General features: G+C 30.8%; 25 protein-coding genes. 3 read left to right on the top strand and 22 right to left on the bottom strand.

Annotation, left to right across the window (positions count from 1 at the left end):
• Positions 1-53: 53 nt before the first annotated feature.
• From JM82_RS12540 to JM82_RS12490, 12 genes are all read right to left on the bottom strand, one after another.
• Entirely contained in the window at positions 54-1,220 is a 1,167-nt protein-coding gene (locus JM82_RS12540) for a DUF748 domain-containing protein (RefSeq protein ID WP_145004473.1), read from the bottom strand.
• A gap of 68 nt (positions 1,221-1,288) precedes the next feature.
• Positions 1,289-1,429, bottom strand: a complete 141-nt coding sequence (locus tag JM82_RS16425) for a hypothetical protein (RefSeq protein ID WP_186439219.1) — start codon at positions 1,427-1,429, stop codon at positions 1,289-1,291.
• An 11-nt stretch (positions 1,430-1,440) separates the two neighbouring features.
• Positions 1,441-1,653: a hypothetical protein gene (locus tag JM82_RS12535; protein WP_145004470.1), complete on the bottom strand. Its 213-nt coding sequence runs from the start codon at positions 1,651-1,653 to the stop codon at positions 1,441-1,443.
• A 37-nt stretch (positions 1,654-1,690) separates the two neighbouring features.
• Positions 1,691-2,149, bottom strand: a complete 459-nt coding sequence (locus JM82_RS12530) for a ferritin-like domain-containing protein (protein ID WP_145004467.1) — start codon at positions 2,147-2,149, stop codon at positions 1,691-1,693.
• Positions 2,150-2,183: 34 nt separating this feature from the next.
• Entirely contained in the window at positions 2,184-2,654 is a 471-nt protein-coding gene (locus JM82_RS12525) for an outer membrane beta-barrel protein (protein WP_145004464.1), read from the bottom strand.
• A 57-nt stretch (positions 2,655-2,711) separates the two neighbouring features.
• A complete protein-coding gene (locus JM82_RS12520) occupies positions 2,712-2,864 on the bottom strand; it encodes a lmo0937 family membrane protein (protein ID WP_143404008.1) in 153 nt (50 codons plus the stop codon).
• 21 nt (positions 2,865-2,885) lie between these two features.
• Positions 2,886-3,347 (bottom strand): hypothetical protein, encoded by a 462-nt coding sequence (locus JM82_RS12515; protein WP_145004461.1) that lies wholly within the window; start codon positions 3,345-3,347, stop codon positions 2,886-2,888.
• A gap of 11 nt (positions 3,348-3,358) precedes the next feature.
• On the bottom strand, positions 3,359-3,937 hold the full coding sequence (locus JM82_RS12510) for a hypothetical protein (protein WP_145004458.1): 579 nt from the start codon (positions 3,935-3,937) through the stop codon (positions 3,359-3,361).
• Between the two features lie 266 nt (positions 3,938-4,203).
• Complete coding sequence (locus tag JM82_RS12505; protein WP_145004455.1) at positions 4,204-5,991, bottom strand: CHASE3 domain-containing protein; 1,788 nt, start codon at positions 5,989-5,991, stop codon at positions 4,204-4,206.
• A 3-nt stretch (positions 5,992-5,994) separates the two neighbouring features.
• The gene (locus JM82_RS12500; RefSeq protein ID WP_145004452.1) at positions 5,995-6,441 is read right to left on the bottom strand and encodes a response regulator; all 447 of its coding nucleotides are present in this window, start codon (positions 6,439-6,441) and stop codon (positions 5,995-5,997) included.
• A gap of 1 nt (position 6,442) precedes the next feature.
• Positions 6,443-7,012, bottom strand: a complete 570-nt coding sequence (locus tag JM82_RS12495; protein ID WP_145004450.1) for a helix-turn-helix domain-containing protein — start codon at positions 7,010-7,012, stop codon at positions 6,443-6,445.
• A 58-nt stretch (positions 7,013-7,070) separates the two neighbouring features.
• Positions 7,071-7,409 carry a hypothetical protein gene (locus JM82_RS12490; protein ID WP_145004447.1) on the bottom strand — a complete coding sequence of 113 codons (339 nt, stop codon included), beginning with the start codon at positions 7,407-7,409 and terminating at the stop codon, positions 7,071-7,073.
• A 252-nt stretch (positions 7,410-7,661) separates the two neighbouring features.
• On the opposite strand from JM82_RS12490, the gene JM82_RS12485 reads away from it, so the two are divergent.
• Complete coding sequence (locus tag JM82_RS12485; RefSeq protein ID WP_145004444.1) at positions 7,662-8,831, top strand: DUF3095 domain-containing protein; 1,170 nt, start codon at positions 7,662-7,664, stop codon at positions 8,829-8,831.
• On the opposite strand, the gene JM82_RS12480 is transcribed toward JM82_RS12485, so the two are convergent.
• Positions 8,824-9,282, bottom strand: coding sequence for a hypothetical protein (locus tag JM82_RS12480; RefSeq protein ID WP_145004441.1), 459 nt, complete (start codon positions 9,280-9,282; stop codon positions 8,824-8,826). The two genes, JM82_RS12485 and JM82_RS12480, sit on opposite strands and share 8 nt — an antisense overlap.
• An 81-nt stretch (positions 9,283-9,363) precedes the next feature.
• Positions 9,364-10,329 carry an endonuclease gene (locus tag JM82_RS12475; protein WP_145004438.1) on the bottom strand — a complete coding sequence of 322 codons (966 nt, stop codon included), beginning with the start codon at positions 10,327-10,329 and terminating at the stop codon, positions 9,364-9,366.
• Positions 10,330-10,406: 77 nt separating this feature from the next.
• On the opposite strand from JM82_RS12475, the gene hflX reads away from it, so the two are divergent.
• Together hflX and JM82_RS12465 are read left to right on the top strand one after the other, a co-directional pair.
• Entirely contained in the window at positions 10,407-11,636 is a 1,230-nt protein-coding gene (hflX, locus tag JM82_RS12470) for a GTPase HflX (RefSeq protein ID WP_145004435.1), read from the top strand.
• A 321-nt stretch (positions 11,637-11,957) separates the two neighbouring features.
• Entirely contained in the window at positions 11,958-14,219 is a 2,262-nt protein-coding gene (locus JM82_RS12465; protein WP_145004432.1) for a penicillin-binding protein 1A, read from the top strand.
• Positions 14,220-14,335: 116 nt separating this feature from the next.
• Here JM82_RS12465 and JM82_RS12460 read toward each other — a convergent pair whose 3' ends face one another.
• The 8 genes from JM82_RS12460 to JM82_RS12425 form a co-directional block, all read right to left on the bottom strand.
• Entirely contained in the window at positions 14,336-15,280 is a 945-nt protein-coding gene (locus tag JM82_RS12460; protein ID WP_145004429.1) for a DUF3078 domain-containing protein, read from the bottom strand.
• Positions 15,281-15,393: 113 nt separating this feature from the next.
• The gene (locus JM82_RS12455; RefSeq protein ID WP_145004426.1) at positions 15,394-15,900 is read right to left on the bottom strand and encodes a DUF2480 family protein; all 507 of its coding nucleotides are present in this window, start codon (positions 15,898-15,900) and stop codon (positions 15,394-15,396) included.
• 18 nt (positions 15,901-15,918) lie between these two features.
• Entirely contained in the window at positions 15,919-17,754 is a 1,836-nt protein-coding gene (locus JM82_RS12450) for an ABC transporter ATP-binding protein (RefSeq protein WP_145004422.1), read from the bottom strand.
• Between the two features lie 12 nt (positions 17,755-17,766).
• Positions 17,767-18,093 (bottom strand): SUF system Fe-S cluster assembly protein, encoded by a 327-nt coding sequence (locus JM82_RS12445; protein WP_145004420.1) that lies wholly within the window; start codon positions 18,091-18,093, stop codon positions 17,767-17,769.
• Positions 18,094-18,095: 2 nt separating this feature from the next.
• Positions 18,096-18,521 carry a SufE family protein gene (locus JM82_RS12440; RefSeq protein WP_145004417.1) on the bottom strand — a complete coding sequence of 142 codons (426 nt, stop codon included), beginning with the start codon at positions 18,519-18,521 and terminating at the stop codon, positions 18,096-18,098.
• 88 nt (positions 18,522-18,609) lie between these two features.
• Positions 18,610-19,422 (bottom strand): META domain-containing protein, encoded by an 813-nt coding sequence (locus tag JM82_RS12435; RefSeq protein WP_145004414.1) that lies wholly within the window; start codon positions 19,420-19,422, stop codon positions 18,610-18,612.
• A gap of 52 nt (positions 19,423-19,474) precedes the next feature.
• A complete protein-coding gene (locus tag JM82_RS12430; protein WP_145004410.1) occupies positions 19,475-20,689 on the bottom strand; it encodes an aminotransferase class V-fold PLP-dependent enzyme in 1,215 nt (404 codons plus the stop codon).
• 13 nt (positions 20,690-20,702) lie between these two features.
• Positions 20,703-21,017, bottom strand: a complete 315-nt coding sequence (locus JM82_RS12425) for a hypothetical protein (protein ID WP_145004406.1) — start codon at positions 21,015-21,017, stop codon at positions 20,703-20,705.
• Positions 21,018-21,022: the final 5 nt, after the last annotated feature.

The following is a 21,022-nucleotide window of genomic DNA, read 5'->3' as shown; positions in this document are numbered from 1 at the left end:
TACTTATGGGTATAAAAAAAGGAGGCTAATTAGCCTCCTTTTTAAATTCAAATTTATTTTTCTTCTTCACTATTTTTCTTCTCTTTCTCTTTTTGTTGCTCTTGTTTTTTTAATGCTCTTTTTTCTTTTCTAGTTAAATCTTGATCGGTAAATGCGTCTTTAAATTCTATGTCATCATCAATTTCGCCTTTAAAGGCACTAATCCAACCATTTTTAAATATACCTCCTATTGTAGGTAATATTCCAGATTGTATATTACTTAAATCACCTTCCATAGGTATTTTGGTTGCTATAGTATCTGTGCTTTGGTTTTTTAAAACAAATTTGAAAAAGCCTACAAAACCTTCCCAAATAACACCAAGAACACCATCGTCTTTTCCTATTAATTTAGAGTCTTTTAAAAGCGGTTTCATATAACCTTTAAAATAACCGTCTGCTATTGCAATTTCGCTGTAAAGCCCAAATTTTCCTTCCTCAAAATCAATACCACTATAGTGTCTTGTAAATGGGTTTAGACTTGTAACATCTGCATCTTCTAAAGCAAAGGAAATATCCATGTCTGGTATTTCTTTTATAATATTAATATTACCATTTAATTTTACTTTACCTTCTCCGATTGAGGTTGCTGTAGCGGTAATAGGCGAAGGAAGTATGCGGTTGTTTTCTTTAACGTTTCTTAAATTGTCTGCTTGAAGATTAATATTGTTAAATTGTAGGTCTATGTTAGGCTCTGTGTTAAGCTCTACGTATGCTAATTTACCGTTATTAACTGTTAGGTGGTTAATATTTATAGGGACTAAGTCTGTTAGTGCTTTTGTCCAATCCTCCACGTCTGCATCATTAGCGGTATTGGTTTGATCTTCTTTTACATATATTATTTCAGGATTATACATTACAATTTCACTCACAATGTGACCAGTGAATAATGATTTCCACTCGATGGAAATATCTGTTTTTGGGAATTTTAAATAAGGGACTTGCGTTTTAGCGCTTACTTTATTTAAATACATGCTATTAATTACATAAGCACCTCTTATTAAAGCGATATCAATATCTTCTACCTGACCATAATAACCAGGTATATCTGCTAATACTTTATTAACGTTATTTTTTACTAGTATTGGTAAGTATAACCTAAATGCAATTAATATGACAAGGATAGTTATTGGTATTATATACCGTTTCTTTTTTATACCTCTTACTTTATTTTGTGTTGTCATTTGCTATTAGTTTATAAAAAAGGCTCACGATTTGCGAGCCTTTATTTGTATTATTTGAATTATGAGATTTAGTCTACTGCATCTTCTACATCATCTGCTGCACTTTCAACAGCGTCTTCAACTTTTTCTCCTGTGGTCTCTTCTCTACATCCTGATAGTGTTATGGCTAAACAAAACATGACTAGAAAGGTATATGATAATTTTTTCATGGCTATATGTTTTATGATTTTTCTTTAGTTTTAATTTCGTCATCAGTAATTTTCACCTTTTTATCTTCGGTTTCCATCTTGATTTTATCGTCTTTGACTTTCATCTTTGCGTCGTCGTCTTTCATCTCCTGTATAACTTCTTCTTTTTCTGATTGCTCTCTACAAGCCATAAAAGAAGTGGTTAATACAGCTAAAGTCAATACTGTATAAATTAGTTTTTTCATAATTTTTGGTTTTAAGGATGGGTTATATAAAGCTAGATTATCCTATGATATCTTCTAGTCTTTTCACTGTGGTTAAGGCAGATTTTACAGTTGTTAATTGTGATTGCACAATAGTTTTGATTTCTGTATCCGAATCAAAGTTTTCTAACTGATCTTCGTATTCTTTAACACTAGCTTTTTCACCTCTAATACATTCTTCCATCAAGGCTTCGTCAGTATCTGTGGTTAAGGTAGATTTTACATTAATCCATCCTCTATGTAAATCTCCTTTAATTGTCCCAGAAGCTTTAGGCTCTGCATTATGTTTTCTAATTTGAAAATCTAATTCTGTTGCAAATGTATTACGTTGCAATGCTTTTTGTTGTAACCAATTTTTTAAAGGTTCGCTTTGTGCTTTGGTCATTACTTGTTTGTAACCAGCTTCTGCATCGTAATTTTTTTGTAATAATTCTTGTAATGAATTTACTAAGTCTTGATTATTTTTTGTCGTTTTCATAATGTTTTGTTTTTGTTGTGTTATTTAATTTTTTTTAGAATCTATATCTTACTCCTAATGCGATATCAAAGTCTACATCATCGCTATAGTTGTCATCAAATCCTAGTTCTGGTCTAAAGTCTAATGATAGTTGTAAAGGGATATTAAAATTATACTCGATACCAATATCTCCTGCAACTAAAGCGAAAGTTCCGTCGTTGTTACCAGAGTCATAAGATCCAACTCCTGCACCAGCACCTACGTACCAATTAAAGCTTTCGTCCAGAGGCATTACCCATTGGTATAAACCTACTAGTTTAAAAACATCAAGGTTGTCTGAGTCTCTCCAACCCAAGTCAAACTCTAGTCTGTTATTATCGTTTAGGTGTCTTTGATAAGAAATTTCTCCTCCTAAACCGTCATTATCTCCTAATCTTAAACCCAATGCATTTTTTGAGATGTCTTGAGCATTTACTGTAAAAGCAGTAATTGTTATGGCTATTGCTGATAATATTAATTTTTTCATTTTATAATTTATTTGTTAATTGAATTTGTTTAAAATATGATTGCTTTTAGGTAGGGTTTATACGCCTCGTCCACCAATTAATCTTAGTAATATTGCAATTACTGCGATTACTAATAAAATGTGTATTAATCCACTTGCGCTATAGACAAAAAATCCTAATGCCCATCCAATTACAAGTATTACTGCTATGATATAAAGTAGTCCTCTCATGATATAAAAATTTAGTTGTTATTATTTAGTTGATTTGAATGATTCGATTATTTTTGATTTAGAGACCTCAGTCTCACCCATAAGTTGTACCATTTGGTTAGCTTGATCTAAAGATGTTGCTACTCCAGTAGCAAACCCACGATCAGTTACAACTCCCCAAGTATAAATACGGTCTGAGTTTTTGCCACTATTTAGATAAATACTAGAAATCTCTTTTTCCAAAATTTTTGAAGCCTGAGTTAACGTGGCTATTTGGCTATTAGCGTCTTCTAAACTATCTGCTGTACCTGTAAATACGTCTGATGATGTTTTTACTGTCCATTGGTAAATTTTAGTTTTTGCAACCTTTTTCTTTTCTGGATCTTTATTTATAATTGGCGTATTGTTGTCAAATAATTGTGTGTCTAATACATCTAACTCTGCTGCGTTTACAGAAAATAGTGTTGATGTTATTATGGCTAGGGTAAGTATTAATTTTTTCATAGTTTTTTAAATTAGCTGTTAGTATTTAAAACATTTAAAATATTTTTTGTCTTATTTAAGCTGTCATTTATTTTAGAGTCGGCTTTAACAATTAATGCTTTAAAGTCTTTACTGTTTGATGTTTCTGATAGTTTATTTAATATAAATAATTGATTGTCAATTATAGATTTAAGTTTATTTAGCGCTTTAAACTTGTCTTTTTCTGTTAGGCTTACTGTAGATTTGTTTAATGGTGACTCAGCGTAATTTGGTATTGATATTAATTTGTCTGTAGCCACTTCTTGCAAATCCTCTGCAAACTCTACATGTGTTTGCTCTATTTTTTTTGCTAAATCTATAATGCTGTCTTTATTTATTACTTCTTGTAAAGCTTTACTAAGGTTTATTACATCTTGATTGTCCTTAGATAGCATTAGTAATAATTTAGCTTCGTTTTTGTTATTATTAATTGCTTGATTTGTTAATTCTGATTTTTGATTTTCTGAATTTTTATTTTTTATTAATTCATCGCAAGAGTTAAAGCTTATCCCAATCATGATTACAACAAACATAAATAGTACTGTAATCTTTCTGTTTTTAAAATACTTCATTTTTCATTTCTACATTTTGATATTACAAAGATGCAACCGACTTCAAATTTTTGTGTTACATCATTTTTTGTTTTGTTTATAGAATTATCATTTTCAAATAAATTGCTCTATAACTACAGTGCAAAGATGAGCTATAACAATACTTTTGCTGTTACATCATTTTAAGTGATGGTTATATGATTTCAACCTTTTTTAAAATTTTAATTAAAAATGGGCACAAAAAAAACCTTACGTTGGTAAGGTTTTGTAAATAATATTATGGGAGTTTATTTGGCTATTGGTAAGTATACTGTAAATACAGACCCTTTTTCTGGTTGTCCACTAGCAGTAATATATCCTTTGTGGTTTTCTATTATTTTTTTACAAATAGATAAGCCTATTCCAGTACCAGAATATTGGTCCTTATTATGTAGTCTGCTAAATAATACAAATATTTGATCTGCATATTGATTGTCAAAACCTATCCCATTATCTGTAAATGTTATTTTATGGTAGTGAGAGTATTTAGGTTTTACAATACTGTCTTCTCCATCTGCTTCTACAATTTGATGCGTAATATTAATTTTTGGTATTTTACCATCTAATTTATATTTGATAGCATTACCTAATAGGTTTACAAATAATTGCTGAATTTGAAAAGGTATAACGGTTATAGTAGGGAATGTGTCTGAGGTTATAACAGCATTTTCAGCTGAAATAACTTCTGCTAAATCCTGTTTTGCAGCTTCTAAAAGCAGATTAATGTTAGACTCCTCAAAGACTTTGTCTGCTTTGTTAGATCTAGAAAATTGTAATAAATCATCGATTAGCAAACGCATTCTGGTAGCAGCATTTTGTATACGATCAATATATTTATTTCCTTTTGCAGATAGTTTGCCCTCTTCCTCGTCTATCAGTCTAGATAAAAAGGTTTGGATTTTTCTTAGTGGTTCTTGTAAATCATGACTGGCTACGTAGTTAAAAGACGATAATTCTTTATTATTACGTTCTAACTCAGCATTACGTTCTTCTAATATTCTAAGATTATTAATTTCATCTGTAATATCTGCAGTAGTACCTAGCAATACTGTTTCGTCATCTTCATTTACAACAGACTTTCCGTAGGCTTTTAAATGTTTAATATTACCATTTTTGTGGACTACACGATAATAAATGTAAGGTAGCTCCACATTTTCTTTCATCTCTTTGAATTGCATGTTTAGTTTTTCGATGTCATCGGGATGGACGTAAGTCAAAAAGTTTTCATTGGTAGGCTCAAAAGATTGTGGTTGCTCACCTAATAATCGGTATAAATTGTCGGAATATGTAAATTCATCTTTTTTAACATTGTAAGTCCAGCTACCATATTTACTAACAATTTCGGATTGATTAGTAGATTCTTTAAAAATCTCTAATTCTTCGTTAGTTGCTTTTAGGCGTTTTATATTTTTATAAATACTATTATAAGCAAGATACATTAAGATTAATGAACATAGTAATAATGAAAACAATAGTAATGGAGTTGCCATTAAGTCGGTTTCATATTCGCTACGACGTTGTTTAAGTAAATTGTTTTGTAACTTTATAATGCCTTTAATATTGTCTCTAATAGAGTCCATTAAAGCTCTACCATTTCTAAAATTTTCAATAAAATTAGGGTCTTCAATATCTCCTTTTGGCAAAGATCTGTAAGACGTTTGAAAGGCTAATAACCGTTTATTAATTAACGTATTTACCTCAATTAGGCTTTCTTTAAGTATAGTGTCGTCTTTAGTTAAAACCTTTAGCTCTGCAAAGCTGTTATTTATTTTGCTTCTTCCAGAAATATAAGGTTCTAAAAAAACAGAGTCTTTGGTAATAATATAGCCTCGTTGACCAGTTTCTGCATCTTTAAGGTTTGATAAAATCTGTTCAAGCTCGACATTTACCTTGTAAGTGTGCGTAATTAACTCGGAAGATTTTGTTACTTCCGTAATACTTCTGTAGGTTAATGCACCAACAACCAATATTACAAATGCACTTATATATAAAGTGGTCCTTAAAAACGAAATATTATTTGAAAGTGTTTTAATCATATATTAAAAACGAAGTAAAAAGTTGTCTTTATTCATGCTATTAGTATGGTATTGCCAATTAATGGTAACTACTTCTGACAACACTTTTTTTAAGGTTTTAAAATCGCTTGGCTTTTTAATATAAATATTAGCACCTTGTATAAACGTGTTTTCTATATCTTCTTCGGAAGCTGAGGTAGAATAAATTGCAATTGCAATATCCTTAAATTTTGGATTCTGTTTAATTTCTTTTAAACACTCTAAACCAGATTTTCTGGGCATGTTTAAATCTAAAAATAGGACATTAGGTAAAGTGGCATCATCGCTATTTAAGTAATCCATTAAATAGACACCATCGTTAAATGTTTTAACTCTAGTTGTTATTTTAATTTCATCAAAAGCATCTGTAAAAAACAATCTGTCATCTTCATCATCATCTGCTAATGTTATATTTATATAATCCTCTTGCATACTATTCTTGGTTGTTTTGTTGATTAAATTCTCTTCTTTTAGCAATTATCCTTTGGAATGCAGAAGGTGTAATTCCTGTTGTATTTTTAAACTGAGTACTTAAATGTGCAACGCTAGAATAGTTTAACCTAAAAGCAATTTCGGTTAAACTTAAATCTTGTTTGATTACAAGTTGTTTGGCGTATTCTATTTTTTGAAGAATTATAAAGTTTTCAATAGAAGTGTAAGTCACTTCCGAGAATAAGTTAGACAAATAGCCATAACTATGACCTAAAGTATCTGCTAAATAAACTGAGCTTTTAACATTTACCACAGTGTCTTCATTAAAAACCATATCAATAATAGTATCCTTAATTTTTTGTACTAAAATACTTTTCTGGTTTTCAACAATTTCTATTTGGTACTTATCTAAAGCAGATTGTAATGTGGCTTGTTTGTCAGTGGTTAGTTTTTCTAACACTTCGATCTCTCCAAATCCAACGTGCTTATATTTTATGTCATTGTCCTTTAAAGTTTGTTCTAAAACAATTTGACAAATGGCATTAAAATCGAATTTAAAAAACAAGGTCATATTAAAAATTTAGTTGCAAAATAAAGATAATACTTATTAATAAACTAATCTATGCAATTTACTTTTTAATAATAATGTTAGTAATTTTAGCAACATTAGACACTGTATATTTAGTGGTGTTTTTGGTTGCTTTTTGGTCCAAAATAAAGCTGTGGTTGGTTGTATTAATAACTACATTTTGATTAGCATTTGAAGCTACTTTAAAATGTGGTACTTTTATTTTTATGTCAAAATATTGGTCACCAATTTCTAAATCTAAAGTGTTGTTTTTAGTTGTTTTTGTATTTTTTACGGGTTCTAAATGACTCACAATTTCTACATCATTATTAGTAGACATAATTAATAATGGAGTGAAACAAATTAATGTAATTATTAAAAGAAGTTTATTAGGTTTCATGTGTATTGGTTTAAAATAAATACTACTCTACTAACTATTTTTATAACCAACCAAGATCAGAATATGAAAATATTCTTAAAGAAGCTTTCAAGTAGTATTAATATTATAATACAAAGGTAAATTAGGACTCTAGTTTGACTGTTACATAATTTTGCCAAGTTGTTATATGATTTCCAAAATGCATGATTTTTATATTCATTAATGGATTACCTTTGTTGGCTAAGTGTTATTTACAGAATACTTTACGTACACATGAAAGACGATATTAATTTTTATAAAAGTATTTTTAAAAACAAATTGCCTTTAACCGAGCTTTTAAAGGATGAAAGTTTGTTTTCTAGTGTGCCTAAAAATTGGACTATTGTAGTAACAGATATAAAAAACTCTACAGAGGCAGTTTCTAATGGTTTGCATAATGATGTTAATTTATGTGCAACAGGAAGTATTATTACTGTTTTAAATACTATAAAAGGTATTGATAAAAAAATCCAAATTCCGTACTTTTTTGGAGGAGATGGTTCCACTTTTATTATTCCTGATGTTTTATTATCACCAATTATGACTGCTTTAAATAATTACAGTCAGCATATAACTAATACCTTAAAATTAAATCTTAGAGTTGGATACCTTCAGGTAGAAGAGGTATATAATAACAAGGTTACATTAAGGATCACTAAATTAAGACATAACAAGTACCTGACAACACCTGTAGTTTTAGGTAACGGAATAAAATTTGCTGAAAATTATATTAAACAAAGCTTTGATAATACAGCAAACATTAAAGATAAAAACATTGCGTTAAATTTGGAAGGTATGGAGTGTAGATGGGACGAGATCTATCCAAATGAACAACACAAAAAAGTAATTTGCCTTCTTGTTAATTGCGATGACGAAAAAAAGCAAGCTGAGATTTATGGCACAATAATGAATGAGATTAACTACATTTTTGGTGATTTAGACAATCGAAACCCAATTACTACTTTAAAATTAAAATTAAACACTACGCTAGAAAAGATCCGTAAAGAGATGTATGTTAAAGTTGGTAAAAACCAATCAAAGTATCTAATTAATAATTGGTTGATTACAGTGTTTGGTAAATACTACTTTAAATTTTTTAAAGCTGGAAAATTATACATTTATCGCGTTAGTCAATTATCAGATACAATAATGTTAGACGGATCAATTAATACAGTAATATCTGGTAATGACAAGCAGATTAAGCGTTTGCAAATACTTTTGGATGATCTGGAGTCTAATAAAAAAATTATTTATGGTTTACATACTACACATGCATCCATAATGTCTTGTTATATTGAGGATAGAGAAGAAAAGCACATCCATTTTGTGGATGGTACAGAAGGTGGTTATACAAGCGCTGCAATAATGTTTAAAAATAAATTAAAGCAACTTAGATTTAGCTAAGTTTTAGTTTAGAGATGTAAAACTCTTGTTTAGTTATTAAAAGTTCGTTTTTTAACGTGTTTAATAAAGTGTAAGCAGGTTTAGATAAGATACCTGATTTAATTTCTTTATTAACTTCACTTAAAAAATAAGCGTTAAGTTTCAAACACTCATTAATAATAAGCTGACTATCGTTTTTATAAAACTTACGTTTTATTTTAAACCATAGCATATTAAGCTGTAACAATACACTAGGCTTGCTTGATTGTTGGATATTTACTGTGTTTAATATGGATAAAGACTGCTGTTTAAACGCTTTTAGATAGCTAAGTTTATTATCTATCCAAGATTTAACCATTTCGTTTTTGGTCTCAGATTTTAAATACTTATAGGATAATTCAATTGTAGTACTTACAGTAAGTAAATGTTGTATTGCATTGCTGCCAACCTCATATCTTATTATATTATCCATAGTGTAACGTTTATTTTTCTCAAAGTTAAATACATAGTGCATTTTTAACCTTACAAGATTTTTGCCAAACGTTACATAATTCTATTTTTTATTTAAAATCATGTATACCGGAAAATGATCACTATAACCACCTTTGTAGCGTTTGCCAACGTAAGTCCTATAAGGTGTGCCTTTATATTTACCATCCATTTGTTTTAAAAAGTCAGCATCATATATATCTGCTTTTACAAATCTTAAGGTGTTAGATTGACGCTCTAAAAAGTTATGCGTTATTATAATTTGATCAAATAAATTCCATTCAAAGTTATGGCTTGTAGTCCCTCTATCAATAGATAGTAAGGTTTCCATTGGATTAAATAAACCTTGATTAGCCACTAATTGTTCAATACTATTACTTGCAGGATCATCATTAAAATCTCCCATGATAATAATTTTGGCATTAGTTATATTTTCCTTTAAAGTACTAACAATGGCTTGAAGATTGGAAGATGCTGTGATACGTTTGTATTCAGTTTCTATATCTCCAGTACGTCTAGAAGGCCAATGGTTAATTAAAAAATGTACAGGTTCATCCAAAAATAATCCAGATACTAATAAAATATCTCTTGTATAATCTTGCGACCCATCAGTTTCGGTAAAACTAAACGTAAAGCTTTCAGAGTTTGTAACTTTAAATTTAGTCGTATCGTAAATAAAGGCAACGTCAATACCGCGTTCATCTTTACTATCGTAGTGCACAAATTGGTATGGATATTCCTTTAAATGTTTAGAGGTTATTAAATCTTTTAATACAGCTTCGTTTTCAATTTCGGCTAGACCAATAATTGCTGGATGAGAGTTGGTTTCTTTTCTGCCAATATTAGATATAGCATAACCAATTTTTCTTAATTTATTATTGTATCTTTTAATGGTCCAACGCTTTTCGGATGTTGGATTAAAATCAGTATCACGTGTTAAGTCATCTTTATAAATATCAAATAAATTTTCGATATTATAAAAAGCTATGGTCTGTTTATTTGCTTTTGATTTAAAAAAATTAAAATTCAATGTTGTAAATTTAGAGAGCTAAAAATAGCGATTTTATTATGGATACAATTATGTAACTTTGTAGTATAAATTATTATATGTTAGAAAAAAAAGATATAGAGCTTGAAAAAGCAGTATTAATTGGTGTCGTTACTAAAGAGCAAAACGAAGAGAAATCGAAAGAGTATCTTGACGAGCTTGAATTTTTGACGTTCACTGCAGGTGGAGAAGTTAAAAAACGCTTCACCCAAAAAATGGAAATGCCTAATCCAAAAACATACATTGGAACAGGTAAAATGGAAGAAGTTAGGTTATATATAGAAGACAATAATATAACCACAGCAATTTTTGATGACGAGTTATCCTCATCTCAAGAGCGTAATATAAGTAAGATTTTAAATGTAAAAGTATTAGATCGTACCAATTTAATATTAGACATTTTTGCACAACGCGCACAAACAAGTTATGCCAGAACGCAAGTCGAGTTGGCACAATGTGAGTACCTATTACCAAGACTTAGAGGTATGTGGACACACCTTGAGCGCCAAAAAGGTGGTATTGGTATGCGTGGACCTGGTGAAACCGAAATCGAAACAGATAGACGTATCGTACGTGACAGGATCTCCTTATTAAAAGACAAAATTAAAACTATAGATAAGCAAATGTCTGTCCAACGCGGTAATCGTGGACAAATGGTACGCGTTGCACTAGTTGGATACACCAACGTTGGTAAATCTACTTTAATGAATACCGTTAGTAAGTCAGAGGTATTTGCCGAAAATAAACTTTTTGCAACCCTAGACACAACCGTTAGAAAAGTAGTCATCCAAAATCTGCCATTTTTATTAACAGATACCGTTGGATTTATCCGCAAGTTACCAACCCAATTGGTAGACAGTTTTAAAAGTACATTGGATGAGGTTAGAGAAGCAGATTTACTATTGCACGTAGTCGATATCTCTCATCCAAATTTTGAAGACCATATAGAATCTGTAAATAAAGTTTTAGGCGAAATTAAAAGTGCAGACAAACCAATAATCATGGTCTTTAATAAGATTGATGCTTACCAAGCAAAACCTTTTGACGAGACCGACTTAATTGCAGAGCGTACAGAAGAACATTACAGTCTTGCCGAGTGGAAAAAGACCTGGATGAATCGCGTAGGAGAGGACAACGCATTATTTATATCAGCATTAAACAAACGTAATCTAGAAGACTTTAAAAAGCGCGTTTATGATGAGGTTAGAGACATACACGTCACACGTTTTCCTTACAATCACTTCCTGTATCCAGATTATGATTACGATAATCTAGGCGAAGAAGAATAAAACATATCACTTAAACCCAAACCTCTCGTTTGGGTTTTTTTTTTCAAAATAGTTAATAAAGCTATGGGCAATTTGCTTTTGGCAGAAAAAACCAAAAGCAACCAGGCTTTACACTAAATCTTTTTTTCGTGCCTCAAAAAAGGATACCGTTTCAATCCTTATCGCAATAATCCGCAAAGTTTAGTCCGCTTCCCAATGTTATTTAACTTTTTAAAATAGCTAGTAAGTAATACCTGTAAAACAATTAAATAATAAAAAAACAGAATTATTTAAATAATTTTGTAAACAAATAAAACCAACACTTTAGCGTTATAACAGCTCATGATACAACAAAAACTACACGTGTTATTTAAAAATAAATGGGTTAAAAGGGCTTCGATAGCAATAGTTGCAGCTGTACTTTTTGCTGTCGTTTTTTACATTAGTATCTATTTAGGTGCATTTGGTAAACTACCAAACACCTCTCAATTAACAAATTTAAAACAAGCAGAAGCGACCCAAATATTAGATAAAGACAGTAAATTAATAGGTAAATATTATATCTACGATAGGCAACCCTTAACCTATAATCAGTTTCCTAAACACCTTTTAGACGCACTAATAGCAACAGAAGATGTTAGATTTTATGATCACAACGGAGTCGATAATATAAGTCTAATGCGTGTGTTTATTAAAACCATTTTATTTCAGGACCAATCCTCAGGAGGTGGTAGTACCATAACCTTACAACTAGCAAAAAACTTATTTGGAAGAGATAAACATATTGCTTTTAGCACTATAATAAACAAAGTAAAAGAAGCAATAGTCGCAAAACGCATAGAAAAAATATACTCTAAACAAGAAATCCTTACGCTATACCTAAACACAGTACCTTTTCCTGATAATACGTATGGTATAGAAAGCGCAGCACGTAAATTTTTTAATGTATCTGCAACACAATTATCGTTACCACAAGCAGCAACTTTAGTGGGTACATTAAAAGCAAATAATTATTACAATCCAAGACGTAATTTACAAAGCAGTACAACTAGACGTAATGTAGTCTTACAGCAAATGCTTAAGTATAATTATATAGATCAAAATCAATTTACACAAGCCAAACAAAAATCAGTCAAATTAGACTACCAATCCTATAATCATGATTTAGGATTAGCGCCTTATTTTAGGGCACAATTAAAAAAAGAATTAGCAACTACCTTACAAGGCTATAAAAAGCCAAATGGAGAGGCTTACGACTTGTATAAGGACGGTTTAGTAGTTTATACAACCTTAGACTCTCAAATGCAAAAATATGCAGAGCAAGCCTTGCAAACGCATTTAACCAAATTGCAACAAGATTATGAAGTGTCTTATGGTAAAAATGCACCTTGGAAAACCAACAAGAAGTTAATTGACAAGGCTATAAAAGCATTGCCAGCTTACAAAAAAATTAAAGCTTCTGGTTTAGATCATGCACAAATTATGGATTCATTATCGATCAAGCATGAGGTAGAGTTGTTTGATTGGACAGAAACTAAAAGTCAAAATATATCTACAATAGATAGTTTGCAACACTACTTAAAATTTTTAAATACAGGTATGATTGCTTTAGACCCAAAGTCTGGTGCTATTAGGTCTTATATAGGAGGTATAGATTATCGTTTTTTTAAATATGATCATGTATCACAAAGTCAACGTCAAGTAGGATCTACATTTAAACCTTTTGTGTATACAGCAGCAATAGATAATGGTATGGCGCCTTGTACCTATTTTTCTCCAGAAGCAGTAACTTACACGGATTATAAAAACTGGACACCAACCAATTCTGGTGTGTCAGACGTAGATCCACATATTAATTATAATCTAGAAAAAGCGCTAAGTCAATCGTTAAACACAATTGCTGTTAAGGTTTTAAATCAAGTAGGTATTGATAAGGTTTTAAAACAAACAAAAAAATTAGGCATAACTAGTACACTTCCAAACCAACCGTCTTTAGCCTTAGGTGTTGCTCAAATTAATATAAAAGAATTAGCAGGAGCATACGCTAGTTATGTTAACAATAGCCAATCTGTAAAACCATATTTTATTACTAAAATTGAAGATAAAAATGGTGTAGAAATTGTGTCGTTTAAACCAGAAGTAAATCCCGATAAAGCTTATAACGATTATACTAGACAGGTTATGTTACAAATAATGCAAGCTACAGTTAATTCTGGGACTGCAGCTAGATTACGATCTACTTATGGACTTAGCAATAGTATTGCAGGTAAAACAGGGACAACTCAAGATAATAAGGATGGATGGTTTGTTGGTATTACACCAAACTTGGTAACAATAAATTGGGTTGGTAACGATAATTATAATATAGGTTTTAAAACCACAGAAATGGGACAAGGTGCAAATTCTGCATTGCCAATTTTTGCGAAATTTTATCAAAAACTAAACGCAGACTCAAACTATAATACGATTACAAAAAGTCGTTTTGAATCACCTTCAAGCGATGTTTTGGAGGCATTGGATTGCGAAGAAGAAAAACGCGATGGGTTTTTTAAACGATTGTTTAGCAAAAAAGATAACGAGCGTCAATTCAATAAAGACAATTAGTGGTCAACCTAAATGGCTTGTTATGGTAACTTAAACATTTAGCGTTATTTAATTTTAAGACACAAAAAAACGCGTTTCGATTAGAAACGCGTTTTTTAAATTATAGTGTTTGTAGATTATAAGTTGTAGCTTAAACCTAATAACCAATAAGATTGTAATTTGTTATCAACGTTTCCAAAAGTTGGAACCGCTTGTAATGGTAATGCTAAAGGATCATACTGACCTAACTCATAGTTTAAAGCTTCTTGTTTGTTGCTTCTTAAACCAAAGTCAAAACCAACACCAATCATTTTCCATAAAGTATAGCTAAAAGAGTTTGTCCAAGTTACGTTAGATAAATCTCCGCTTTTGTAGCTTTGAAAAGTAGATAAGTTAGATTTAAAACTAACAGCACCAATTTGTCTTGTGTAATCTGCAACTATTTTTGCACCTAATGACGATTGAAAAACTGCATCATTTTCTGCAAATACAAAGTTGTAGTTTAAAGGGTGTACAACAACAATTAGATTTTCTAAAGGAGTCCAAGTTCCACCGACTCCAACGTCTAAATATCCTGGATCGTTAAAATTGTCTAATAACGTAGTTCTGTATTCTGCTAAACCAGAAACAGCAAAGTTTTTAGTTATGTTTCTTCCGTATAATGAAGAGATGTTAAATACATCTGTCGTTGGGTTAAAACTGTCATCATCATTTGGATTGTCTTTATTATCTAATTTTACCCAGTTAAGGTTAGATGTTAAAGAGTTTCTCCAGAAAAATTTATCTTCAATTAAGTTAGCATATGCATTTAATGAGATTCCGATGTTTCCAGAAGCGTTGTTTGGTGTTCCTTGAGAATACCAATTGCTAAAGTTAGAAATACTTCCACCAATAGTTCCAAAAAGACCTTTTCTCCAACCTGGAAGTGCATCAATTTGAGCTTGTAAAGCATCAGCTTCACTTTGTAAAGCATCAGCTGCTGCTTGCTTTTCTGCTTTTTGAGTGTGTAACTCTTCTTTTGTTTGGGCATTCATTGAGACTAATCCTAAAAAGAATGCTCCTACTAATAATATTTTTTTCATAAATCTTAAGTTTTAAATAAAACGGTTGCAAATATACGCTTTAGTTATATTTTTTCTAAAATAGAAAAATTATGTAAACTACTAATTGTCAGTGTTTTAAATAATAAACAGAGTTATTGACGTTTGTATAAAGGAACAAAAGAACACGCCTCTCCATACATGATAGATTTAGCATATGGTTTAAGCTTGTTAGTTATCATAACATAAGCGTTTATAGGCACTGGCTTGTTACTACAACCTTTAATTATTACAGGTTTATCTTGGTATATTGTACCATCAATAGCACTGATTAAGTCCTGGTAAATGGAAGTCTCTAAATCCTCTAGTGTTCCAATATGGCACTTTTCGACAAAAGGTTCTAAATTTACGACCAATAACATAAAAGCCCAATCCGGAATGATAGCATCTGCACTACAAGTGATTGCTACGTATTGATTTTGGTACTGACTCCAATCGTGATTTTTGATATATTCTCTAAAATCTTTTTCTTTTAAAACCAATTCTTGGAACAACCAATCTTTAATATCTAATAAAACACGTTGTCCTTTTGGATAGTAATCTTCAAGGTCTAGTGTAATTAATTTACTATTTGCTACGCGATTAATAATTTCTTCAGCCATAATTTAAATATGTTATAATTATTGGTATCCTTCTGCTTGTAGTTTAAATAAGTCAGCATATAATGACTTGTTAGCCATTAGATCCTCATGTGTACCCATTTCTAGTACGCGACCTTCATCTAATACTAAAATTTTATTTGCTTGTCTTACTGTACTAAATCTGTGAGATATTATAATACTAGTTTTGTCTTCGGTTAGACCTATAAATCTTTCAAAAACGTCACTTTCTGCTTTAGCATCTAATGCAGATGTTGGTTCGTCCAAAATCATCACTTTAGCATCTTTCATATAAGCTCTGGCTAATGCCACTTTTTGCCACTGTCCACCAGATAATTCTTGTCCTTTTGCAAAACGTTTACCAAGTTGTTGGTCGTATCCTTTTTTAAGTTCTGACACGACTTGATTGGCTAGACTTAGTTCGGCTGCGTTTTCAATTTTTTCTTGATTTTCAATTTGACCGATGTCTCCTATTGCAATGTTTTCTCTAACTGTAAACTCATACCTAAAAAAGTCTTGAAAAATCACACCAAAAAAAGCTTGATACTTTGCTTTATCAAAGCGATTAATATTAACACCATCTAAAAGTATTTGTCCTGAAGTGGGTTCGTAAAAACGTAATAATAATTTGGTTAATGTGGTTTTTCCTGCTCCATTTTGACCAACAAATGCTAGTTTTTCGCCAGCTTTAATTTTAAAGCTGATGCCTTTTAAAATTTCATTGTCGGATTCTGGGTAAGAAAATTTAACATTGACAAACTCAAACCCTTCCTTTATTTTTTCAGGAAGAGGCATATCCTCGTTATGTTTTGGTTGAATTGAAATATCTATAAATTCGAAATAATCTTTTAAATATAAAGCGCTTTCTGAAATACGTGTAAATTTAGAAAAGAAGTCCTGTAAATTTCTTGTTAATCTATTAAATGCACCTGATAAGAAGGTTAATTCTCCTAGAGTAATCACGCCAGATATTACACGATATATTATAAAAACGTAAGCACCATAATAACTTAAAGTCCCTAGAACATTAAATACAAACCCTAAAGCGGAGCGTTTAATGGCTAGTTTTTTATTTAAATCATAATACTCTTGAGATAGGTTTTTAAAACGGTCTACAACAAAGTCTGTTAATCCAAACAACTTAATTTCTTTGGCTGTTTTGTCATTGGCTCCAATAAACCTTAGGTAATCTAATTCTCTTCTTTCTGCTGTCCAACCTCTTGCTAAAGAGTATTGTTGTTGACTAAACCAGATTTCGTTAATAAATGCTGGTATAATACTTAGTACAAGCAGAATTATTAAATAGGGTTCAAAATAGATTAGACCAGCTACCAAAGTAGCTATGGATATTAAGCTTTGTACTTCGCCAAGTGCGTTAGACATTAATCCAACACGACTTGTGGTTTGCGTTCTAGCACGTTCTAGTTTATCATAAAACTCTGAGTCTTCTAATAAGCTAATATCAATTTGATTGGTTTTTTTAATAATTCTTACGGAAGTGTCAATAGAGTAAGCGTCGCCTAATAAGCTATCTGTTAATTGTATAGCACGACTAACTAGGTCTGATAGGACAATTAACCCAAACTCAATACCAACATAAGTCCAAAGTTGGGTTAAATCTGTAATTTCTAAATTAGTTTGAAGTATAATTTCATCTATAATTATTTTACCAATCCATAAAATAATTACAGGTAATACTGCACCAATTAGTCTACAAAATGCCGAGCTTAAAAATAATGTTTTATTGGTATTCCAGATTTCTTTAAAAAATCGCGGAATATATATTAAAGCACTAAAAGATTTTTTTAAACTGGTTTTGTTTTTTTCTTTTAACGATTTTGGTGCATGTCTAGCCATATGGATTTGGCATTAAAGCATACCAAGCTCTAATTTAGCTTCTTCGCTCATTAAGTCTTGAGTCCAAGGTGGATCAAAAGTAATTTCTACTTCTGCATCTTTTACATCGTTTAACGATTTTACTTTTTCTTCAACTTCTAAAGGAAGCGTTTCAGCAACAGGACAGTTAGGTGTTGTTAGTGTCATTAGGATTTTTACATCATAATCTTCGTTAACAAAAACATCGTATATTAATCCTAGTTCGTAAATATCAACTGGAATTTCTGGGTCATAAATTGTTTTTAAAACCTTTACTATTTTTTCTCCTAATTCAGCAGTATCTATAGTTGTATCACTCATAATTATTGTAGTTGCGTTTGATATGCTATGGCATATAATTTTATTTGTTTTATCATACTAACTAAACCATTGGCTCTAGTTGGCGATAAATGTTCTTTTAACCCTATTTGATCAATAAAATCTGTATTGGCATCCAATATATCTTTAGGATGTTGATTGGAGAATGTTCTAATCAATATGGCTATAATTCCTTTTGTAATAATAGCATCGCTGTCTGCAGTAAATGCTATTTTATTATCATCCATTTCTGCATGTACCCAAACTTTACTTTGACAGCCTTTAATAATATTGTCTTCAGTTTTATATTCTGGTGCAATAAGCGGTAACGTTTTTCCTAAATCAATCATGTATTGATAACGTTCTTCCCAATCTTCAAACATTGAAAATTCGTCTACAATTTCGTCTTGTATTTCTTTTATCGTCTGCATTTATCAAAATAATTTAGAGTACAAAATTAATCAATATTCAGTGATTAGTTGCTAAATAACTCTTAAAGATAGATTTGAATTTATTGATCTATTTTTTGGTGTCAAGTTTAGCTACTTCTAATAGTTTAGATACTAAATCTGCTATTTCTTTAGGCGGATTACCAGCATCAAAAGTAGGTGTGCTGTATTGTTCGCCATTTAAAGTTATCGTTAAGTTAGATGAAGCAGCTCCATCGTATTGGTGTGCTGTACTTGGAGGCTCTAACGTGTTTAAAGATTTAATAGCTATAGCATCTGACAAGGTTTTAATAGCGTTCCAATCTTCTTTACTGCATGGTGCAACGTTTTCTTTTTCAGATCTACTAAATTGCGAGGTAACCGTATTTTGATCTATACTTATCATTGTATAAGTACCTCTTGAAAATGCAGTATACTTAAATGTTAGACTATTATCTTGCTTTTGACTTGTATTGTTTATCACAGGTGAAGCATTTAATAGGACAGTTTCATTATTTAAAAGGGTAATGATATTGTCTTCTATTTTAAAGTTTGTAGTGTTTTCTAATACTTTTAAATAATTTTGCTCAGTTACATTAGCGTCTTCTTGACAGAATTTTTTTGTGGATCCTAAGTTGCTAAAGGTTATGTTGTCATTATTGATCTCATAACTTCCAAAAAAATTGTTGCATCCTGAAAAGCCTGAAACGCGTTTAGTTGTACTGTCAAATACTAGGGTTAACTCTTGTATTATTGATTGATTGTCTAGAAGAGTGACTTTGTAATCGCCATTTAATGTTTGAGTTGCTTTTTGCATATCTGGATTTAAATTGCTTGTTGAATCTTGAGTAGCACCACAACTATTAAGAAGTAAAGAGAATAGTATTATAGTAAATGTTTTCATAGAAGTAATATTTTGAATTTGATTATAATATTACAAAAAAGAAGCCAAACTATTATGAAAGCATCATTTTTGCTTTTTTAACTCCAGAAACTAAAGCATCAATTTCTTGTTTGGTATTATAAAATGCGAATGACGCTCTAATAGTACCAGGTATCTTGAAAAAGGTCATTATTGGTTGCGCGCAATGGTGTCCTGTACGAACAGCGATTCCCATTTTGTCTAGTAATGTGCCAACGTCATAAGGATGAATGCCTTCTAAATTAAAAGATATCACAGAAGTTTTATTTTTTGAAGTACCGTAAATTTTTAGACCTTCAATTTCTAACAATTTTTCTGTTCCATAATCTAATAGTTCTTTTTCATAAGAAGCTATTGTATCAAAACCAATAGCGTTCATATAATTTAATGCTGCTCCAAAAGCAATACCACCACAAATGTTAGGTGTACCAGCTTCAAATTTATGAGGTAAGCCTGCATAAGTTGTTTTTTCAAAAGTAACTTGGTCAATCATTTCTCCACCACCTTGATAAGGTTCCATTTTATTAAGCCACTCTTCTTTTCCGTATAACATACCAACTCCAGTTGGACCACAAATTTTGTGAGCAGATGTTACATAAAAATCTACATCTAATGCTTGTACATCAGGTTTGATATGTGGACAAGCTTGGGCACCATCTATCAAAACTGCAGCGCCAAATTTATGCGCTTGGTCGATTATAGTTTTTATAGGATTTATGGTTCCTAATGCGTTTGATATATGATTTACAAAAACAAGTTTTGTTTTTTCAGAAAGCAAAGCTGTATAAGCTTCCATATCCAGTTCACCCTCTAAAGTCATTGGTATTACCTTAAGTTTTGCTCCAGTTTTTTCGCAAAGCATTTGCCAAGGTACGATGTTGCTGTGGTGTTCTAAAGCCGAAACAATAAGCTCATCTCCATTATCTATTAATTTTGTAAAACCATTAGCTACTAAATTTATAGCATGTGTTGTACCAGAAGTGAATATAATTTCTTGTGCTTTATTAGCATTAAAGTGTTTTTGTATTGTAAGTCTAGCAGCTTCATACTTATCTGTAGCTTCTTGGCTTAGCGCGTGTACACCACGATGTATATTGGCATTGTAATTAGAATAGTAATCTACAATAACATCAATAACCTGTTGTGGCGTTTGCGATGTTGCTGCATTATCAAAATATACCAATGGTTTGCCATTTACTTGTCTTTTAAGTATTGGAAAATCTTTACGTATTAAATTGATATCTAACATAATTGAAAATAAATTAAAACTCTTTAGCTACAATATTAAAAAGTTGTATAAAAAGATAAATACACATTGCTAATGTTATACCAAGTGATAAAGCCACGTGTATCAGCTTTATATTGCCTTTAGCCATGAAGTTAATTAAATTTTTAAATACAAATACAGATAAAACTAGCAACATGTAAGTACATGACAGACCTACAAAGGTTAGTAATATACCATCAAAAAAACCACCTTTTGTAAAATAAAATAGTGTGCCTGTTACAGCAGCTATTACTAAACAAATACTAATTAATTTAATAAAGGTTTTGTTTGAAGTGTTTAAAATATCCATATTTT

It is taken from the genome of Olleya sp. Hel_I_94 (assembly GCF_007827365.1).
Lineage (GTDB): Bacteria > Bacteroidota > Bacteroidia > Flavobacteriales > Flavobacteriaceae > Olleya.
This window is presented reverse-complemented; position numbering and strand designations above follow the sequence as displayed.

Bases quoted from the DNA above. Each gene is read 5' to 3' on its own strand.
- JM82_RS12540 (WP_145004473.1), bottom strand. From the start codon at position 1,220: ATGACAACACAAAATAAAGTAAGAGGTATAAAAAAGAAACGGTATATA.
- JM82_RS16425 (WP_186439219.1), bottom strand. From the start codon at position 1,429: ATGAAAAAATTATCATATACCTTTCTAGTCATGTTTTGTTTAGCCATA.
- JM82_RS12535 (WP_145004470.1), bottom strand. From the start codon at position 1,653: ATGAAAAAACTAATTTATACAGTATTGACTTTAGCTGTATTAACCACT.
- JM82_RS12530 (WP_145004467.1), bottom strand. From the start codon at position 2,149: ATGAAAACGACAAAAAATAATCAAGACTTAGTAAATTCATTACAAGAA.
- JM82_RS12525 (WP_145004464.1), bottom strand. From the start codon at position 2,654: ATGAAAAAATTAATATTATCAGCAATAGCCATAACAATTACTGCTTTT.
- JM82_RS12520 (WP_143404008.1), bottom strand. From the start codon at position 2,864: ATGAGAGGACTACTTTATATCATAGCAGTAATACTTGTAATTGGATGG.
- JM82_RS12515 (WP_145004461.1), bottom strand. From the start codon at position 3,347: ATGAAAAAATTAATACTTACCCTAGCCATAATAACATCAACACTATTT.
- JM82_RS12510 (WP_145004458.1), bottom strand. From the start codon at position 3,937: ATGAAGTATTTTAAAAACAGAAAGATTACAGTACTATTTATGTTTGTT.
- JM82_RS12505 (WP_145004455.1), bottom strand. From the start codon at position 5,991: ATGATTAAAACACTTTCAAATAATATTTCGTTTTTAAGGACCACTTTA.
- JM82_RS12500 (WP_145004452.1), bottom strand. From the start codon at position 6,441: ATGCAAGAGGATTATATAAATATAACATTAGCAGATGATGATGAAGAT.
- JM82_RS12495 (WP_145004450.1), bottom strand. From the start codon at position 7,012: ATGACCTTGTTTTTTAAATTCGATTTTAATGCCATTTGTCAAATTGTT.
- JM82_RS12490 (WP_145004447.1), bottom strand. From the start codon at position 7,409: ATGAAACCTAATAAACTTCTTTTAATAATTACATTAATTTGTTTCACT.
- JM82_RS12485 (WP_145004444.1), top strand. From the start codon at position 7,662: ATGAAAGACGATATTAATTTTTATAAAAGTATTTTTAAAAACAAATTG.
- JM82_RS12480 (WP_145004441.1), bottom strand. From the start codon at position 9,282: ATGGATAATATAATAAGATATGAGGTTGGCAGCAATGCAATACAACAT.
- hflX (WP_145004435.1), top strand. From the start codon at position 10,407: ATGTTAGAAAAAAAAGATATAGAGCTTGAAAAAGCAGTATTAATTGGT.
- JM82_RS12465 (WP_145004432.1), top strand. From the start codon at position 11,958: ATGATACAACAAAAACTACACGTGTTATTTAAAAATAAATGGGTTAAA.
- JM82_RS12460 (WP_145004429.1), bottom strand. From the start codon at position 15,280: ATGAAAAAAATATTATTAGTAGGAGCATTCTTTTTAGGATTAGTCTCA.
- JM82_RS12455 (WP_145004426.1), bottom strand. From the start codon at position 15,900: ATGGCTGAAGAAATTATTAATCGCGTAGCAAATAGTAAATTAATTACA.
- JM82_RS12450 (WP_145004422.1), bottom strand. From the start codon at position 17,754: ATGGCTAGACATGCACCAAAATCGTTAAAAGAAAAAAACAAAACCAGT.
- JM82_RS12445 (WP_145004420.1), bottom strand. From the start codon at position 18,093: ATGAGTGATACAACTATAGATACTGCTGAATTAGGAGAAAAAATAGTA.
- JM82_RS12440 (WP_145004417.1), bottom strand. From the start codon at position 18,521: ATGCAGACGATAAAAGAAATACAAGACGAAATTGTAGACGAATTTTCA.
- JM82_RS12435 (WP_145004414.1), bottom strand. From the start codon at position 19,422: ATGAAAACATTTACTATAATACTATTCTCTTTACTTCTTAATAGTTGT.
- JM82_RS12430 (WP_145004410.1), bottom strand. From the start codon at position 20,689: ATGTTAGATATCAATTTAATACGTAAAGATTTTCCAATACTTAAAAGA.
- JM82_RS12425 (WP_145004406.1), bottom strand. From the start codon at position 21,017: ATGGATATTTTAAACACTTCAAACAAAACCTTTATTAAATTAATTAGT.